The following is a 16,783-nucleotide window of genomic DNA, read 5'->3' on the forward strand; positions in this document are numbered from 1 at the left end:
GCGAAGGCCGATGACGGCGGCCCGCCCGTCCGGGGCTCTGAGGGCTGTCAGGCGAGCGGTTCGGGGCGGCCGGGCTGCTCGCCCCCGCGCTCCTTCACGTACGCCTCCGTCGGCACCATCACCTTGCGGCGGAAGGTGCAGACGACGGTGCCGTCCTGCTTGTAGCCCTTGGTCTCGACGTACACGATGCCGCGATCCGGCTTCGATGTCATGCGCTTGTCGAGAACTTCGGTCTCGCCGTACAGCGTGTCGCCGTGGAAGGTCGGCGCGACGTGCCGCAGCGACTCGATCTCCAGGTTGGCGATCGCCTTGCCGGACACGTCCGGGACGGACATGCCGAGCAGCAGCGAGTAGACGTAGTTGCCGACCACGACGTTCTTGCCCTGCACGGTGGTGGTCGCGTAGTTGGCGTCCATGTGCAGCGGGTGGTGGTTCATGGTGAGCAGGCAGAACAGGTGGTCGTCGTACTCGGTGACGGTCTTGCCGGGCCAGTGCTTGTAGACCGCGCCGACCTCGAACTCCTCGTAGGTGCGTCCGAACTGCATGGCTCAGGCTCCCGGGATCTCGAACTTGGTGGTGCGCTCCATGCCCGCGGCCCGGCCCTTGCCCGCGATGACCAGGGCCATCTTGCGGCTGGCCTCGTCGATCATCTCGTCGCCGAGCATCGCCGAGCCCTTGGCGCCGCCGGCCTCCGAGGTGCACCAGTCGTAGGCGTCCAGGATCAGCTCGGCGTGGTCGTAGTCCTCCTGCGCGGGCGAGTAGATCTCGTTCGCGGCGCCGACCTGGTCCGGGTGCAGCACCCACTTGCCGTCGAAGCCGAGCGCGGCCGAGCGGCGGGCCACCTCGCGGTAGCCCTCCTGGTTGCGGATCTGCAGGTAGGGGCCGTCGATCGCCTGGAGGTCGTTGGCGCGGGCGGCCATCAGGATGCGCATCAGGATGTAGTGGTAGGCGTCGGCGCCGTAGCCGGGCGGCTGCTCGCCGACCACCAGGGACTTCATGTTGATGGACGCCATGAAGTCGGCCGGGCCGAAGATGATGGTCTCCAGCCGGGGCGAGGCGGCGGCGATCGCGTCGACGTTGATCAGGCCCTTGGCGTTCTCGATCTGCGCCTCGATGCCGATCTTGCCGACCTCCAGGCCCACCGTCTTCTCGATCTGGGTGAGCAGCAGGTCCAGCGCGATCACCTGCTGGGCGTCCTGCACCTTGGGCAGCATGATGCAGTCCAGGTTCTGGCCGGCGCCCTCGACGACGGTGATCACGTCGCGGTAGGTCCAGTGCGTGGTCCAGTCGTTGACCCGGACGACCCGGGTCTTGCCGCCCCAGTCGCCGTTGTTGAGGGCGTCCACGATGTGGTGCCGGGCGCTCTCCTTGACCAGCGGGGCGCAGGCGTCCTCCAGGTCGAGGAAGACCTGGTCGGCGGGCAGGCCCTGGGCCTTCTCCAGGAAGCGCGGGTTGCTGCCCGGCACGGCCAGGCAGGAACGGCGCGGACGGAGGCGGTTCACGGTCATTGAGGGTGTTCCTTCCGGGTCAGCTGGTCGCGGCGGTGGCCGCGGCCCACGGCTGGAGCCTGTTGGCCAGCCGGATCTCGTCCACGATCCGGCCGATGATGGTGGTGATGCCGAAGTCCTTGGGCGTGAACACGGCGGCCACCCCGGCGGCCCGCAGGACCTCCGCGTCGGCTGCCGGGATGATGCCGCCCACGATCACCGGCACATCCTCCACCCCGGCCCGGCCCAACCGCTGTATGACGTCGGGCACAAGCTCCGGGTGCGCCCCGGAGAGGATGGACAGGCCCACGCAGTGCACGTCCTCGGCGACGGCCGCCGAGACGATCTGCTCGGGCGTCAGCCGGATGCCTTGGTAGACCACCTCGAACCCGGCGTCGCGGGCCCGGACGGCGATCTGCTCGGCGCCGTTGGAGTGCCCGTCCAGGCCGGGCTTGCCGACCAGCAGGCGCAGCTTGCCGGTGCCGAGCTCGGCGGCGGTGGCGGCCACCGCCGCGCGCACGGCGGCGAGTTCGCCGCCCGGCTCGGCCGCGACCGCGACCGGGGCGCCGCCGACGCCGGTGGGCGCGCGGTACTCGCCGAACACCTCGCGCAGCGCGAACGACCACTCGCCGGTGGTGGCGCCGGCCCGGGCGCAGGCCAGGGTGGCCTCCATCAGGTTCTCGTCGGTGGCGGCCACCTCCTTCAGGCGGGCCAGCGCACCCTGCACGGCGGCCTCGTCGCGGCTGCCGCGCCAGGCGTCCAGGTTGGCCAGCACCGAGCGCTCGGAGGCCGGGTCGACCACCATGATGGCGGTGTCCAGGTCCGCGGTGAGCGGGCTGTCCTCGGTGCTGTCGAAGCAGTTGACGCCGATGATCTTGTCCTGGCCGGCCTCGATCCGAGCCCGCCGCTCGGCGTGCGAGGCGACCAGCTCGGACTTCAGGTAGCCGGACTCGACGGCCGGGATCACCCCGCCCATCCCCAGCACCTTGGCGATCTCCGCCTCGGCGCCGGCCAGCAGCTCGGCGGTCTTCGCCTCGACCACGTGCGAGCCGTCGAACAGGTCGCCGTACTCCAGCAGGTCCGACTCGTACGCCAGCACCTGCTGGATCCGCAGCGACCACTGCTGGTCCCACGGCCGCGGCAGGCCCAACGCCTCGTTCCAGGCCGGGAGTTGGACGGCGCGGGCGCGGGCGTCCTTGGAGAGCGTGACGGCCAGCATCTCCAGCACGATCCGCTGGACGTTGTTCTCCGGCTGCGCCTCGGTCAGGCCCAGCGAGTTGACCTGCACGCCGTAGCGGAACCGGCGCTGCTTGGCGTCCTCGATGCCGTACCGCTCGCGGGTGACCTTCTCCCAGAGCCGGTTGAAGGCCCGCATCTTGCACATCTCCTCGACGAAGCGGACGCCCGCGTTCACGAAGAAGGAGATCCGGCCGACCACCTCGCCCATCCGCTCGGCCGGGACCTGCCCGGAGTCGCGGACGGCGTCCAGCACGGCGATCGCGGTGCACATCGAGTAGGCGATCTCCTGGACGGGCGTCGCCCCGGCCTCCTGCAGGTGGTAGCTGCAGATGTTGATCGGGTTCCACTTCGGGATGTGCGCCACCGTGTAGGCGATCATGTCGGTGATCAGCCGCACCGAGGGGCCGGGCGGGAAGACGTGCGTCCCGCGCGACAGGTACTCCTTGACGATGTCGTTCTGGGTGGTGCCGGTGAGCTTGGCGACGTCCGCGCCCTGCTCCTCGGCGACCACCTGGTAGAGCGCCAGCAGCCACATCGCGGTGGCGTTGATGGTCATCGAGGTGTTGGTGCGCTCCAGCGGGATCCCGTCGAACAGGGTCCGCATGTCGCCCAGGTGCCCGACCGGCACGCCGACCCGGCCGACCTCGCCGCGGGCGAGGACGTGGTCCGAGTCGTAGCCGGTCTGGGTCGGCAGGTCGAAGGCCACCGACAGGCCGGTCTGCCCCTTGGCGAGGTTGCGCCGGTACAGCGCGTTGGAGTCGCTCGCGGTGGAGTGCCCGGCGTAGGTGCGCATCAACCAGGGGCGGTCGCGTTTCTGAGCGGCCATCAGACGTTCCTGAAGGCGTTGATCTTGTCGATGTGCTGCTCGCGCAGCTCCGCGTCGCGCACGCCCAGGCCCTCCTGCGGGGCCAGGCAGAGCACGCCGACCTTGCCCTGGTGCTTGTTGTGGTGCACGTCCAGCGCCGCCTGGCCGGTCTCCTCCAGCGAGTAGACCTTCGACAGGGTCGGGTGGATCTTCCCCTTGGCGACCAGCCGGTTGGCCTCGAACGCCTCGCGGTAGTTGGCGAAGTGCGAGCCGACGATCCGCTTGAGCGACATCCACAGGTAGCGGTTGTCGTACTGGTGCATGTAGCCGGAGGTGGAGGCGCAGGTGACGATGGTGCCGCCCTTGCGGGTGACGTAGACCGACGCGCCGAAGGTCTCCCGGCCCGGGTGCTCGAAGACGATGTCCACGTCCTCGCCCCCGGTGAACTCGCGGATCTTCGAGCCCAGGCGCTTCCACTCGCGCGGGTCCTGGTTGTTCTCGTCCTTCCAGAACCGGTAGCCCTCGGCCGAGCGGTCGATGATCGCCTCGGCGCCCATCGCCCGGCAGATGTCGGCCTTCTGCGGGCTGGAGACCACGCAGATCGGGGTGGCGCCGCCGGCCAGCGCGTACTGGGTGGCGTACGAGCCGAGGCCGCCGCTGGCGCCCCAGATCAGCACGTTGTCGCCCTGCTTCATGCCGGCGCCGTTGCGCGAGACCAGCTGCCGGTAGGCGGTGGAGTTGACCAGGCCCGGGGAGGCGGCCTCCTCCCAGGTCAGGTGCTTGGGCTTGGGCAGCAGCTGGTTGGTCTTGACCAGGGCGATCTGGGCCAGGCCGCCGAAGTTGGTCTCGAACCCCCAGATCCGCTGCTCCGGGTCCATCATCGTGTCGTTGTGGCCGTCCGGGGACTCCAGCTCGACCGACAGGCAGTGCGCGACGACCTCGTCGCCGGGCTTCCAGGCGTTGACGCCGGCGCCGGTGCGCAGCACCACGCCCGCCAGGTCGGAACCGAGGACGTGGTACGGCAGGTCGTGACGGTTCGTCAGCGGCGACAGGCGGCCGTAGCGCTCCAGGAAGCCGAAGGTGGAGACCGGCTCGAAGATCGAGCTCCACACGGTGTTGTAGTTGACCGAGCTGGCCATCACGGCCACCAGGGCCTCGCCCGGGCCGAGTTCGGGCAGCGGCACGTCGTCCAGGTGGAGCGACTTGCGCGGGTCCTTGTCCCGGCTGGCCAGGCCCGCGAACATCTGCTCCTCGTCCTTGTGGAGCGTCACGGCCCGGTAGGAGTCGGGCAGCGCCAGGGCGGCGTAGTCCGCGGACGTGGCGTTGCCGCTGAGGATCGCGTCGAGAATTTCCTGCATGGCTGCCTCCGAAGGCGTACCTGTGCGAGGGACACAGGGCGTCTGGGGGAGCCGGGAGCGGACACCGGCTTCGCTGAGGGTCTGAGGGTGGGTACTGCGGTGCGACGGACTGGGTGGCGTCGCGTGGGTGCTGCTGGTCTCGCCCCCTCGGTAGGGGGCGCCGGCGGACGGCGCGCCGAGGTGGGGAGCCGCGGCGCCGCAGCCGGTGGGGAACAAGGTAGTGGCACCCTGTGCCACTCGTAAAGACACGCGGTGCCAAGTCGTGACGTGAGCCAGGACACGCCGTGCCGGGGCGGCCCCGGGGACGCCGAAGGCCCGCTCCCGAAACCGGGAGCGGGCCTTCGAATCTGCCTGTGATCTGCGGAAACGGCCTGGATTACACCGGATTTCCGCTCGCCAGGGCGGCTCTGATGGAATCCACCACCAGCTCCAGCGGCGCATCCGTCCGGGCCACTGTGATCAGTACCTCACCACTCGGACTGGCACTCAGTGCGCTCACCGCTGCAGGCTCCTCCGATGGCACTCCGTCACCAATGGCACCGGGTGCCAGCGTGGTGCCGCGGCGGCGCGCCCCGCTCGGCGGGGTCGGCCAGAACGTCCCCCGGATCACCCCGAAGGAGTGGTCCAGCTGCGCCTCCACGTCGCCGTGGCCGCCGGCCCGCAGCCAGCGCCGCAGCACGTGGTTGTGCGCCGCGACCACCGCCGCCGCCGACACCTCGGCCAGCATCGAGTCGTCGTCCCCGCCGCGCTGCCAGCCCGGCGGGGTCTGCTCGGCCGCGTCGAACCGGCCCAGCAGGTAGCGGGTGAACAGCCGCTCGTAGCGGGAGACCACCGCGATCTCGCGCTCGCGCAGCGCCGGGACCTGCCGGATCAGCTGGTAGCGGGCCACCGACATCTCCGGCGTGGAGGCGTACATCCGCAGCACCTCCTTGATGCCGCGGCACACCACGTCCAGCGGGTGCTCCTCGGCGTCGGCGCTGGCCAGCAGGTCCGCCACCCGCACCAGGGTGTCGTCGTGGTCCGGGAAGATCGCCTCCTCCTTCGACCGGAAGTACCGGAAGAAGGTCCGCCGGGCGACCCCGGCCGCGGCCGCGATCTGGTCGACCGTCGTCTCCTCGTACCCCTGGGTGGCGAACAGCTCCATCGCCGCGGCGGTGAGGTCCTGGCGCATCTGCAGCCGCTGGGCGGCGGCCCGGCGGCTGCCCGGTCCGGACTCCGCCCCCGCGCGCGACTGATCGGGCCCGGCGGCCGGCGGCTGCTGCTGGGGAGTCGAGGTCTGGCGATCCATGTTCGGAACGCTACACGCACCCGGTGCGGCCCCGGCCGGCCTGCCCCGGCGCACCGGCGCTACCGGCGGCGCCACGGCGGGCCGGGGCCACCGCGAGGAGACCGCGCCGGTACCCCAAGGAGGCTTCGCCGCAAGCGGGTTGACGCCCCCGGCGGGCGACGGACGGCCCTGCGGGGCGGGTACCGGGCGGCCGGTCATCGCCGTGCGTGGTCGCGGAAACCACGCCCCGTCTTGCGCCCCAGGCAGCCCGCCGCCACCAGGTGCTCCAGCAGCGGCGCCGCCGCCAGGCCCGGCTCCCGGAACTCCTGGTGCAGCACCTGCTCGATGGTCAGCGACACGTCCAGGCCCACCACGTCCAGCAGCTCGAACGGGCCCATCGGGTAGCCGCAGCCCAGCTTCATCGCGGTGTCGATGTCGTCCACCGTCGCGTAGTGCTCCTGCAGCATCCGCACCGCGTCGTTCAGGTACGGGAACAGCAGCGCGTTCACGATGAACCCGGCCCGGTCGCCGCACTCCACCGGGTGCTTGCGCACCTTCGCGCACAGCTCCAGCACGGTCGCCGTGACGTCCTCGGCGGTCAGCACCGTGGAGACCACCTCGACCAGCTTCATGGCCGGCGCCGGGTTGAAGAAGTGCATCCCGACCACGTCGCGCGGCCGCGAGGTGGCCGTGGCGCAGGAGATCACCGGCAGGCTCGACGTCGTCGTGGCGAGCACCGCGCCCGGCTTGACGATCTCGTCCAGGGTGCCGAACAGCTCCCGCTTGACCGCCAGGTCCTCCGCCACCGCCTCCACCACCAGGTCGGCGTCCGCCAGGTCCCGGTACGAGCCGGTCGGGGTGACCAGCGCCAGCGCCGCGTCCCGGGCCTCCCCGGTCAGCCGGCCCTTGGCCACCGAACGCTCCAGCGACTTCGCCAGCTGGGCCTTCGCCCGTTCCGCCTTCTCCTGGCTGCGGGCCGCCAGCAGCACCGGGAAGCCCGCCTTGGCGAACACCTCCACGATGCCGGTCGCCATCGTCCCGCTGCCGCACACGCCGATGCCGCGCACCTCGCGCCCGGCCGCCCGCGGCCCCGCGTCCTCCTGCTGCTCCGGGACGGCCTTCGAGGAGCCCGGCGCCTCGTAGGTGTAGAAGCCCCGGCCCGACTTGCGGCCCAGCAGGCCCGCCGCGACCAGCTGGCCCAGGATCGGCGCCGGCGCGTGCAGCCGGTCCTTGGACTGCGCGTACATCGCCTCCAGCACGGTGCGGGCGGTGTCGATCCCGATCAGGTCCAGCAGCGCCAGCGGGCCCATCGGCAGGCCGCAGCCCAGCCGCATCGCCGCGTCGATGTCCTCCCGGGTCGCGTACCGGGACTCGAACATCGCCGCCGCCTGGTTCAGGTACGCGAACAGCAGGCCGTTGGCGATGAACCCGGCCCGGTCGCCCGCCGCCACCGGCTCCTTGTCCAGGCTCCGGGCCAACTCGGCCACCTGCTCGGCCGCCTGAGCCGAAGTCAGCACGGTGCGGACCACCTCCACCAGGCGCATGCTGTGCACCGGGTTGAAGAAGTGCACGCCCAGCACCCGCTCCGGACGGGCGGTGGCCGCCGCGATCCGGGTCACGCTCAGCGCCGTGGTGCCGGTCGCCAGCACCGTCTCCGGCGGGCAGATCCGGTCCAGCTCGGCGAACAGCGACCGCTTGAGCTCCAGGTCCTCGGGGACCTCCTCGACCACCAGGTCGGCGCGGGCCGCGGCGTTCAGGTCGTCACCGACCTCGATCAGCGCCAGCAGCGCCGCCCGCTCGTCGGCCGACAGCCGCCCGCGCTCCACCGCCCGCGCGGTGGACGCCTCGATCCGGCCCAGCGCCCGCAGCGCCTGCGTCGGACCGGCCTCCACGCCGATCACCCGACGCCCGCTGCGCGCGAGGGCCACGGCCACCCCGGCACCCATGGTGCCCAGGCCGACCACGGCAACAGTGGGGAAGGGACGCTCCATTGTCCGGACTCCTTAGTCATGGGCCCGTGCCGCGGCCCCCGCCACCGTCCGGCCGCGACAGCGCGACCCCGGACGGAGGGTGTGACGGGGGAGGGTGTGCCGACGGCACGGGAGAAACGGGAACGGAAGAAGAACAGCGGCACCCGCGATACGGACTGGTCCGCTCCAGTTCCGTCCATGGGCAGTGCCGTGGTGCTCAGGCGCTCCGACCAGATCATGAAGCGACGCCGACGCGCACACAGGGAGAAACGCGACCCACCGGTGCGGCTCCCGAAGCCCGGCGCTGGCGCGTGCCGACACTGTAGCCCAGCTACCGGCGGGTAGGAAGAGGGGAACGCGGCACGCCGGACGGTCGGCGCGCTCATACTGTGGCCGCAGCTGTAGAAGGAGGACACCATGGCTGTCATGACGACTGAGCACCCGCAGATGAAGCTCGAGCAGTTCAGGGAGATCGCCATAGCGGCCGAGCGGGAAGACGTGGTGTTCGAGTTCATCAACGGCAGGATCGGAGTCAAGCCGGTGCCCGACGGCGACCACGGCGAAATCATCATGTGGTTGCTGGAACGCTGCATGGCGCAGCGCCCGGACCTGCGTCTCTACCCGGAGCAGGGCCTGCAGGTGGCGAACTACCGCAACGGCCTGGCCAAGCCCGACGGTTCGCTCGCGCCGCGTCGGAGTTTCGCGGGCCAGGGCGAGTGGGCCGACCCGGCCGGGGTGCTGATGGTGGTCGAGGTGACGTCGTACGACGCGGACGCCAACCGGCGCGACCGGGTCGAGAAGCCGAAGGCGTACGCGGAGACCGGTATTCCGGTGTTCCTCCTGGTGGATCGGGACGCCGGGTCCGTCTCGGTGCACAGCGAGCCGGAGGACGGGCGCTACCGGAGCGTCGTGACGCTGGCCTACGGGCACGTCGTGGAGCTGCCGGAGCCGGTGAACGTCGCCCTCGACACCGAGGAGCTGAAGGAGTTCAGCCGCTGACACGCCGAACGGCCCGCCCGGAGGGTTCCGGGCGGGCCGTTCGGCGTGTCCGGGTGCGGGCCGGGCTGTCGGGCTGTCAAGGGAATGGGGAATTAATCAACTGGATTGTCTTATAAGATTGTTGACTCTCCATCAGTCTGCCATGGTGATGGCCGGGGGGAGGGGCCATGATGACCTCGGGTATGCGGACACTCGCCCGGTGGGGCGTGGCGGTCGCCGCCGTCGTCGGCTACGTTGCGTTGCACATGGTGATCACCGCGGTCGGGGACCTGCGGGCGGGGGAGCGCGTCCGGTACGTCGCCGCGCTCTGCTGGGCGGTTCCGGCCGTGCTGTTGCTGCCGCCGGTGCTGTGGCTGAGGCGCCGTCGCCGGGCGGGGGCGGCGGAGCTCGCGGCACTGGTCGACCGGTTCGCCCCGGAGCGGGCCTGGTGGTACCGGCCGGTCTTCCTGGTGCTCTGCGGCGTCGGGTACGTCCTGCTCGCGGGCGGCCTCGGCGGCGCCAACGCGGGGAGGCAGAAGGTGGGCACGATGCCGTTGGCGCTTTCTGCGCTGCTGCTGGTGGCGGGCCTGGTCGCGATGGGGGCGGGAGTGCTGCTGTTGCGCTGGGCCCGTCCGCGTGCGGCCCGCAGTGCGGCCCGGGCGCTGCTGGCCGACGGCCGGGCCCCGGTGCTCTACCTGCGCAGTTTCGCCGACGACGCCACCTCGGCCCGGGCCGACGACTCGGGGATGGCCGTCAATGTCCACACCAGGGAGGAGGAGTTCGCGGCGGCGCTCGGCGCGTTCGGCCCGATGATCGCGGTGGGACGGCCGGGGGAGCCGCTGCCGCTGCTGGGTGCGGCACGGTTCTACCTACCGCTGGACGACTGGAAGCCGACGGTGCTGCAACTGATGGCGGCGTCCCGGCTGATCGTGCTGCGGCTGGGTGCGGGGGACGGGCTGTGGTGGGAGGTCGGGCAGGCGATGGCCACCCAGCCCGCCCGGAAGCTGGTGCTGCTGGCCGAGGGCGACTTGGCGGAGGTGGCGCGGCGCCTGGACGGGTACCTGCCGGCCCCGTCCCGACTGGTGGAGGCGGTCGGCGGGGCTCGGCGGGCCTCCGTCGTGGTCACCTTTGGCAGTGACTGGGCGCCCCGGGCGTACCCGGTGGGCCCCGGGACGGGGGTCGGCCCTCCGGCCGGACGGGTCCGGCGCGCGGTCCGGACGATGCGGTCGGTCTATGCGGAGGCGAGGTTGACGTCGTACACCCAGTACCTGGTCCGCGCCGTGGCGAGGGCCCTGGGGGTCGGAAGGATCCGCCGTTGGCGGCTGGGGTGGCGGACGGTCACCGCCAGGAACGGGTCTTGGCTGAAGGGCTACGCACTGTTCCTGGCCGTGGGGCTGGTGGGGTGGCCGGTGTTCCGGGTGCTGCAGCTGGCCGGCCTCGGGTAGCGACGCCGGGGCGGAAGCGGACGACAAGTCGTATCGGAGAGTCCAGGGGGAATCGTGGCAGGTGTCGGGGAAGAGAACGACGGGGACGCGGAGCGGGGAGGCACGGAGCGGCTTCGGAAGGTGGCGGGCCCGGCCCGGGTGGCGACCTGGCTGATTGTCCTGGCCGTGGTGCGTGAAGTGCTGCTGGCGCTGGTCCTCTGGCGCGACTACTTCCTCATCCACGGCGTGCTGGCCGGCACGGTTCCGCAGGAGGACCTCGACTCCTTCCTGTCGAACCCGTTCGTGGACCTGATCGGTTCCATCTGGGCGGCGCTCTTCCTGCGCCTGGTGGCCGGGGTGGCGTTTGTCGTCTGGCTGTGGCGAGCCCGGGTCAACGCCGAGGTGATCGGCGGCGCCGCTTCCCAGCGCAGGGCCCGGGGCTGGGTGCTGGGCGGCTGGGGCGCCCCGGTCGCCAACATGTGGGTTCCGTACCAGGTCGTGTCGGACGTCTGGCGGGCCAGTTCGCCCCGGCGGGACGCCGCCCCGGTCATGGTCCGGGTGTGGTGGGTGCTGTTGCTGCTGTCCAACGTCGTCCTCACGCCGCTCCAGTGGCAGGCGGTGGAGAACGTGCAGAGCGAGGCCGACGTGCTCTCCGCCGCGCTGCTCACCACGGTGCTTGCACTGTGCATCGGGCTGGCGGGTGTGCTGGCCGTCACCATCGTCAAGGACGTCACCGGCTGGCAGTCCGGCCGGGTGGGGGAGGGGGAGTCATGAGTGGTTCCGAGGCGGCAGCGGTGGAGGCTGCGGTGGAGGCGGCGGCCGGGATCGGCGGTGCGCTGTGGAACGGGAAGGTCTCCGCGGCGAGCTACCGCGAGGAGGAGACGGTGTACCGCGCGGCGGTGCTGGAGCAGTACAAGCTGTGCGTGGAGATGGCCGACCGGGTCAGTGCCCGGCGCAACCTCGCCAACACCTTCTTCCTCACCCTGCACAGCGGCCTGCTGGTCTTCCTCGGCACCTGGCTGTCGCAGGAGCACCGCCGCAGCGTCCCGGCCGCGCTGGTCGTGGTGGCGGCCCTGGTGCTGGTGGGGATGTGCGCCGCCTGGTGGTTCACCCTTCGGGCCTACCAGCAGCTGAACCGGGGGAAGTTCCAGGTGATCGGGGCGCTGGAGGAGCGGTTGCCGGCCCGGGCCTTCGTGGCCGCCGAGTGGCGGGCGCTCGGGGAGGGGCGGGACTGGCGGGTCTACCTGCCGCTCGGCCGGGTGGAGCGCTGGGTACCGGTCCTGTTCGCGCTGGCCTACCTGCTGGGTTGCGCGGCCCTCGTGCGGTGAGCGCGGCGTACCCGCTGACACGCCGAACGGCCCGCCCGGAGGGTTCCGGGCGGGCCGTTCGGCGTGTGCGGGGGGAGGGTCAGTGGGCCATGACCGGGACGGCGTCCTCGGCGGTGGCGCCCTCGGTGTGGTGCTCGGGCTTGCCGGCGTTGACCAGGGTGAAGGCGGTGATGCCGGCCAGGACCAGGATGCCGAAGGCCCACCAGATGGCGACCGAGTAGGAGTGCACCTGGGCCTGGAGCTGGAACAGCTTCGGGTCGGTGGCGGCGGCCGCGTGGGTCTTGGCCCAGGAGGTGCCGGCGCTGTGGGCGACGGTGCTCAGCAGGGCGGTGCCGATCGCGCCGCCGACCTGCTGGGAGGTGTTGACCATCGCGGAGGCGACACCGGCGTCCCGCGGCTGCACGCCGTAGGTGGCCAGGCTCATCGCGGGCATGAACGCGGTGCCCATGCCGAGGCCCATCAGGACCAGGCCGGGCAGGATCTGCCAGTACGAGGTGCCGACGTCGATCTGGGTGAGGATCAGCAGGCCGAGCGAGGCGACCAGGAAGCCGGGCGCCATCAGGTAGCGGGCCGGGACCCGGGTCATCAGGCGGGCGCCGATCTGGGTGGAGCCGGTGATCATGCCGGCCACCATCGGGAGGAAGGCGAAGCCGTTGACCAGCGGCTTGTAGCCCAGCACGCCCTGCATGTAGAGGGTCAGGAAGAGGAACAGGCCGAACATGCCGATCACGGCCATGCCGAGCGAGAGGTAGACGCCGCCGCGGTTGCGGTCGGTGATCACGCGCAGCGGCAGCAGCGGGGCCTTGACCCGGCTCTCGACGACCGCGAAGGCGGCGAGCAGCACGGCGGCGGCCACGAACAGGCCGATGGTGCTGCTGTCGCCCCAGCCCTCCTGCTCGGCCCGGGTGAAGCCGTACACCAGGGAGACCAGGCCGGTGGTGACCAGCAGCACGCCCGGGATGTCGAGGCGGTTGCGGTTCAGGCCGACGGCGGGCTCGCGGATGACCATGACCGCGCCGAGGATGGCGACCACGGCGAACGGGATGTTGACGTAGAAGGTCCAGCGCCAGTTCAGGTACTCGGTGAGGGCGCCGCCCAGGATCAGGCCGATCGCACCGCCACCGCCGGCGACGGCGCCGTAGATGCCGAACGCCTTGGCGCGCTCCTTGCCGTCGGTGAACATCACGGCGAGCAGCGACAGCGCGGCGGGCGCGAGCAGCGCGCCGAACACGCCCTGCAGGGCGCGGGCGCCGAGCAGCATGGTGGTGTTGGCGGCGGCGCCGCCGATCGCGGAGGCCGCGGCGAAGCCGATCAGGCCGACCATGAAGGTCCGGCGGCGGCCCCACAGGTCGGCGACCCGGCCGCCGAACAGCAGCAGGCTGCCGAAGGCCAGCGCGTAGGCGGTGATCACCCACTGGGTGGTGCTGTCGGCGAAGCCGAGGTCTTCCTTGGCGTGCGGGAGCGCGATGTTCACCACGGTCGCGTCGAGGACGACCATCAGTTGGGCGAGGGCGATGAAGACGAGCGCCTTCCACCGGCGCGGGTCCGGCTGGAGGGTGTCAGACATGGAGGTACCCACTTGTGTGTGCGAGAGCGTACGGAGGAGAGCAGGGTCGGGTCCGCCGTCGGGGGCGGTTCCTGCGGAGAGTCGGGGGGCGTTCGAAGCCGGTCGGCCCGCGCCCGGGCGGGGCCGAGGGGTCAGACGCGGGGCGTGAGGTCCTCCAGGGTCGCGGCACGGCCGGGCAGCGTGGACGGTGCGGGTGCCCGCAGGCCGTCCAGCAGCAACTGCAGGTGACGCCGGACATGCGGGTCCAGGTCGAGGCAGCCGAAGCCGGGGAGCGGTCGGGTGAGCTGGGCCATGGCGACGACGATGTCGCCGGCGCCGACGTCGGTGCGGAGCAGGCCGTCGGCCTGGGCGCGCGCGATCAGGTCCTCGGTGACCTGCTTCATCTCGGCGCGGGCCGCGGTGAGTTCGGGTTCGTTCAGGTCGATCGTGTCGGACAGCAGGGGGCAGAGCGCGCCGATCCGCTCCTCGGCCGCGGCGTGCACGAAGCGGCTGAACGCGGCGAAGGAGTCGGGCTCCTCCGCGGTGGCCGCGTGCGCGTGCGCCACGATCCGTTCCATCACGGCGATCGACACCTGGTGGATCAGGGCCTGGCGGTCGGCGAAGTTCCGGTACAGCGTGGCGTTGCCGACGCCGGCCCGGCGGGCGATCTCGTCCAGCGAGGCCAGCGCCCCGTGCTCGACGAAGGCCTCCCGGGCCGCGGCGACGATCCGGGCCCGGTTGCGGGCCGCGTCCGCGCGGCGGACGGGAGCGGCGGTGACGACGGTCATGGTGCGCTCCCTTCGAGCGACGGACGGTAGTGGGGATCCTCTCCCCGTTTCGTTGCGGACAGATGTCTAAACGGGGAACTGGTCCCCGGAAATTTCATCATCCGATGTGACCTGCGTCACATGGGTGCGGCCACGGACGGGTGACCCCCCGGCGCGTTCCCCCGGACAGCCCGAAACCCCTGGTCAGGATGGGTCCATGAGCACCGCAGAGCCGCGCGCCGACCGCGCCGCCGAGGCCCGGACGGCCGCCACCCGGATCGAGGCCCAGGGCGTCGACGGCGTGATCGTCAGCTGGGTCGACAACGCCGGCGTCACCCGGGTCAAGACCGTACCCGTCCGCGCCCTGGAGTCCGCCGCCCGGTGGGGCGTCGGCGCCGCCCCCTGCTTCGACGCCTTCCTGGTCGACGACTCGCTCGCCCCCTCCGGCAGCCCCGTCGGCGACCTGCGCCTGGTCCCCGACCTCGCCGGGCTGCGCCGCCTCGCCGCCCAGCCCGGCTGGGCCTGGGCCCCCGGCGACCGGTGGACCCAGCAGGGCGAACCGCACCCCGGCTGCCAGCGGCAGTTCGCCCGCCGCACCGCCGACGCGCTCGCCGAGCACGGCCTGGCCGTCAAGGCCGGCATCGAGGTCGAGTGGATCGTCGACGGCGGCGAACCCGGACCCGCCTACGGCATGCGCCGCCTGATCGGCAACAGCGACTACCTGCGCGACCTGCTGCGCGCGCTGCGCGAACAGCGGCTGACCGTCCTCCAGCTGCACCCCGAGTACACCGAGGGCCAGTACGAGCTCTCGGTCGCCCCCGAGGGCCCGGTCGAGGCCGCCGACACCGCCCTGCTGGTCCGGCACACCGTGCAGGCCGTCTCGCTCCGGCACGGCCTGCGCGCCAGCTTCGCCCCCGTCACCGCCCCCGACGGCGTCGGCAACGGCGGCCACCTGCACCTCAGCCTGTGGCGCGACGGCCGCAACCTCGGCCACGGCGGCACCGGCCCGCACGGGCTGACCCGGGAGGCCGAGGCGTTCCTGGCCGGCGTGCTCGCCGAACTGCCCGCGCTGCTCGCCCTCGGCGCCCCGTCCGTCGCCAGCTACCTGCGCCTGGTCCCCGGCCACTGGTCCGGGCCGCACCGCTGCTGGGGCCTGGAGAACCGGGAGGCCGCGCTCCGCCTGATCACCGGCTCCGCCCCCGACCAGGCCAACGCCGAGATCAAGTGCTTCGACGCCGCCGCCAACCCCTACCTCGCCGTCGGCGGCGTGCTGGCCGCCGGACTGGCCGGCCTCGGCGGCGCCCTGCGGCTGCCCGCCGAGACCACCGGCGACCCCGACGGCGCGGCCGAACGCCTCCCCGACACGCTCGGCCGGGCCGTCGACGCGCTGCGCAAGTCGCAGGTGCTGCGGACCGCCATGGGCGAACAGCTCTGGCAGGCCGTCATCGACGTCCGCGAGGCCGAGATCGCCCGCTTCGCCGACCACACCCCCGAGCAGCTCGTCGAAGCCGTCCGCTACCGCTACTGAGCACCGCCGCCCGGGGCCGCCCAGCGGGGGTCGAGCGCGATCCCGCGCAGCTGCTCCGCGGACAGCAGCGGCGGCTTCCCGGCGTCCGGCGACCCCGCGCCCGCCGGGTTCACCGCCGTCACCCGGACCCGGACGCCGTCCGGGCGCAGCACGTCCACCGCCGACTCGGTCGCCCCCTGCGAGCCCGGCACCTCCCGGGCCGCCGTGGCGCGCACCCGGACGCCGTCCGCCCCGGCCGGCGCCGCGGCGAACCAGTCCCGGGCCGCCCGGTCGGCCCGCTGCGCGCGGACCGTCAGCACCAGCTCGTGCCCGTCCTGCGCGGCGGTCAGCCGCTGCCCGCCCACCCACTCCGAGGCGCTCGCCACCCGCAGCCCGGACGGCAGCAGCTCGCGCAGCCGCACCGGCGGCCCGTCCGGCCCGAAGGCGTCCGTGGCGGACGCGTCGTCGGGGGAGAGCCCGGACCGGAACGAGGTCCAGACCGGGTCGGCCGCCAGCGCCGCGAGCTGATCGGGCGTCAGCACCGGGGTCGGCCTGGTCCGGTCCTGGTGCTCCTGGTCGGCGAAGGAGTACGCGGACAGCACCACCCGCAGCCCGTCCGGGCCGGTGAAGACGGCCGTGCCGGTGCCCCGCGGCCCGGGGTCCGGGTCCATCGCCCCGACCGTCAGCGAGCCGCCGTCCGGGCCCGGCCGCACCTCGCACGCCTCGTTCGAGGAGTTCGACAGCGGGCAGCCGCTCTTCAGCTTCTGACCCCCCGCGTCGGACACCAGCACCGTCACCAGGCTCGCCCCGTGCCCGTCGTCCAGGGTCAGCTCCGCTGTCTCGTACGCCACCCGGAGCCCGGCCACCCCGGACCGGTCGCCCGCCGACCGCAGGACCCGCACCCCCGCGGGCAGCCGCTCGGCCAGCACCGACACCAGGGACGGCCCGTCCGCCGCGGCCCCGGACGGCCCGCCCGAACGCCCCGCCGCCGGACCGGCCGCCGCCCCGCCGCCCGGCGGCAGCGCCACGGCCGTCAGACCGCCCGCCGCCACCACCGCCGCGGCGGCGCCCGCCACCAGCGCCAGGCTGCCGGCGCTGCCGGCGGCG

General features: G+C 72.7%; 14 protein-coding genes. 5 read left to right on the forward strand and 9 right to left on the reverse strand.

The genetic code is table 11. The features are described from left to right. Nucleotides 1–47 precede the first annotated feature (47 nt). The 6 genes from OU787_RS24485 to OU787_RS24510 all read right to left on the reverse strand — a co-directional run bounded on the left by OU787_RS24485 (nucleotide 48) and on the right by OU787_RS24510 (nucleotide 8,147). On the reverse strand, nucleotides 48–545 hold the full coding sequence (locus OU787_RS24485; RefSeq protein WP_030459328.1) for a MaoC family dehydratase: 498 nt from the start codon (nucleotides 543–545) through the stop codon (nucleotides 48–50). Nucleotides 546–548: 3 nt separating this feature from the next. Beyond that, nucleotides 549–1,508 (reverse strand): HpcH/HpaI aldolase/citrate lyase family protein, encoded by a 960-nt coding sequence (locus OU787_RS24490; protein ID WP_030459329.1) that lies wholly within the window; start codon nucleotides 1,506–1,508, stop codon nucleotides 549–551. 19 nt (nucleotides 1,509–1,527) lie between these two features. After that, the gene (locus tag OU787_RS24495) at nucleotides 1,528–3,552 is read right to left on the reverse strand and encodes a protein meaA (RefSeq protein WP_268660537.1); all 2,025 of its coding nucleotides are present in this window, start codon (nucleotides 3,550–3,552) and stop codon (nucleotides 1,528–1,530) included. Continuing rightward, nucleotides 3,552–4,889, reverse strand: coding sequence for a crotonyl-CoA carboxylase/reductase (gene ccrA / locus OU787_RS24500; protein WP_268660538.1), 1,338 nt, complete (start codon nucleotides 4,887–4,889; stop codon nucleotides 3,552–3,554). Before ccrA ends, OU787_RS24495 begins: the two co-directional genes overlap by 1 nt. A gap of 376 nt (nucleotides 4,890–5,265) precedes the next feature. Further along, nucleotides 5,266–6,177 (reverse strand): TetR family transcriptional regulator, encoded by a 912-nt coding sequence (locus OU787_RS24505; protein ID WP_030459332.1) that lies wholly within the window; start codon nucleotides 6,175–6,177, stop codon nucleotides 5,266–5,268. 194 nt (nucleotides 6,178–6,371) lie between these two features. Further along, complete coding sequence (locus OU787_RS24510) at nucleotides 6,372–8,147, reverse strand: 3-hydroxyacyl-CoA dehydrogenase family protein (RefSeq protein WP_030459333.1); 1,776 nt, start codon at nucleotides 8,145–8,147, stop codon at nucleotides 6,372–6,374. 396 nt (nucleotides 8,148–8,543) lie between these two features. On the opposite strand from OU787_RS24510, the gene OU787_RS24515 reads away from it, so the two are divergent. From OU787_RS24515 to OU787_RS24530, 4 genes are all read left to right on the forward strand, one after another. Then, a complete protein-coding gene (locus OU787_RS24515) occupies nucleotides 8,544–9,125 on the forward strand; it encodes a Uma2 family endonuclease (RefSeq protein ID WP_268660539.1) in 582 nt (193 codons plus the stop codon). A gap of 167 nt (nucleotides 9,126–9,292) precedes the next feature. After that, on the forward strand, nucleotides 9,293–10,549 hold the full coding sequence (locus OU787_RS24520) for a transferase (protein WP_268660540.1): 1,257 nt from the start codon (nucleotides 9,293–9,295) through the stop codon (nucleotides 10,547–10,549). Between the two features lie 165 nt (nucleotides 10,550–10,714). Continuing rightward, on the forward strand, nucleotides 10,715–11,302 hold the full coding sequence (locus OU787_RS24525; RefSeq protein ID WP_268660541.1) for a DUF4328 domain-containing protein: 588 nt from the start codon (nucleotides 10,715–10,717) through the stop codon (nucleotides 11,300–11,302). Next, nucleotides 11,299–11,856 (forward strand): RipA family octameric membrane protein, encoded by a 558-nt coding sequence (locus OU787_RS24530; RefSeq protein WP_268660542.1) that lies wholly within the window; start codon nucleotides 11,299–11,301, stop codon nucleotides 11,854–11,856. The genes OU787_RS24525 and OU787_RS24530 overlap by 4 nt, the downstream gene beginning before the upstream one ends. Before the next feature lie 79 nt (nucleotides 11,857–11,935). On the opposite strand, the gene OU787_RS24535 is transcribed toward OU787_RS24530, so the two are convergent. Both OU787_RS24535 and OU787_RS24540 read right to left on the reverse strand, forming a co-directional pair. Beyond that, a complete protein-coding gene (locus tag OU787_RS24535) occupies nucleotides 11,936–13,423 on the reverse strand; it encodes an MFS transporter (protein ID WP_268660543.1) in 1,488 nt (495 codons plus the stop codon). A gap of 131 nt (nucleotides 13,424–13,554) precedes the next feature. Continuing rightward, nucleotides 13,555–14,190, reverse strand: a complete 636-nt coding sequence (locus tag OU787_RS24540; protein WP_030459335.1) for a TetR/AcrR family transcriptional regulator — start codon at nucleotides 14,188–14,190, stop codon at nucleotides 13,555–13,557. A 196-nt stretch (nucleotides 14,191–14,386) separates the two neighbouring features. Between OU787_RS24540 and OU787_RS24545 the strand changes: the two genes are divergently transcribed. After that, a complete protein-coding gene (locus OU787_RS24545; protein WP_268660544.1) occupies nucleotides 14,387–15,697 on the forward strand; it encodes a glutamine synthetase family protein in 1,311 nt (436 codons plus the stop codon). Here OU787_RS24545 and OU787_RS24550 read toward each other — a convergent pair. After that, the gene (locus tag OU787_RS24550) at nucleotides 15,691–16,752 is read right to left on the reverse strand and encodes a hypothetical protein (RefSeq protein ID WP_268660545.1); all 1,062 of its coding nucleotides are present in this window, start codon (nucleotides 16,750–16,752) and stop codon (nucleotides 15,691–15,693) included. The two genes, OU787_RS24545 and OU787_RS24550, sit on opposite strands and share 7 nt — an antisense overlap. Between the last annotated feature and the right edge of the window lie 31 nt (nucleotides 16,753–16,783).

The sequence above is a fragment of the Kitasatospora sp. YST-16 genome (assembly GCF_026802215.1).
GTDB classification, from domain to species: domain Bacteria; phylum Actinomycetota; class Actinomycetes; order Streptomycetales; family Streptomycetaceae; genus Kitasatospora; species Kitasatospora cineracea.

What these genes read in the sequence shown, in the direction of transcription:
- OU787_RS24485 (WP_030459328.1), bottom strand. Translation starts at nt 545, where the DNA reads ATGCAGTTCGGACGCACCTACGAGGAGTTCGAGGTCGGCGCGGTCTAC.
- OU787_RS24490 (WP_030459329.1), bottom strand. Translation starts at nt 1,508, where the DNA reads ATGACCGTGAACCGCCTCCGTCCGCGCCGTTCCTGCCTGGCCGTGCCG.
- OU787_RS24495 (WP_268660537.1), bottom strand. Translation starts at nt 3,552, where the DNA reads ATGGCCGCTCAGAAACGCGACCGCCCCTGGTTGATGCGCACCTACGCC.
- ccrA (WP_268660538.1), bottom strand. Translation starts at nt 4,889, where the DNA reads ATGCAGGAAATTCTCGACGCGATCCTCAGCGGCAACGCCACGTCCGCG.
- OU787_RS24505 (WP_030459332.1), bottom strand. Translation starts at nt 6,177, where the DNA reads ATGGATCGCCAGACCTCGACTCCCCAGCAGCAGCCGCCGGCCGCCGGG.
- OU787_RS24510 (WP_030459333.1), bottom strand. Translation starts at nt 8,147, where the DNA reads ATGGAGCGTCCCTTCCCCACTGTTGCCGTGGTCGGCCTGGGCACCATG.
- OU787_RS24515 (WP_268660539.1), top strand. Translation starts at nt 8,544, where the DNA reads ATGGCTGTCATGACGACTGAGCACCCGCAGATGAAGCTCGAGCAGTTC.
- OU787_RS24520 (WP_268660540.1), top strand. Translation starts at nt 9,293, where the DNA reads ATGATGACCTCGGGTATGCGGACACTCGCCCGGTGGGGCGTGGCGGTC.
- OU787_RS24530 (WP_268660542.1), top strand. Translation starts at nt 11,299, where the DNA reads ATGAGTGGTTCCGAGGCGGCAGCGGTGGAGGCTGCGGTGGAGGCGGCG.
- OU787_RS24535 (WP_268660543.1), bottom strand. Translation starts at nt 13,423, where the DNA reads ATGTCTGACACCCTCCAGCCGGACCCGCGCCGGTGGAAGGCGCTCGTC.
- OU787_RS24540 (WP_030459335.1), bottom strand. Translation starts at nt 14,190, where the DNA reads ATGACCGTCGTCACCGCCGCTCCCGTCCGCCGCGCGGACGCGGCCCGC.
- OU787_RS24545 (WP_268660544.1), top strand. Translation starts at nt 14,387, where the DNA reads ATGAGCACCGCAGAGCCGCGCGCCGACCGCGCCGCCGAGGCCCGGACG.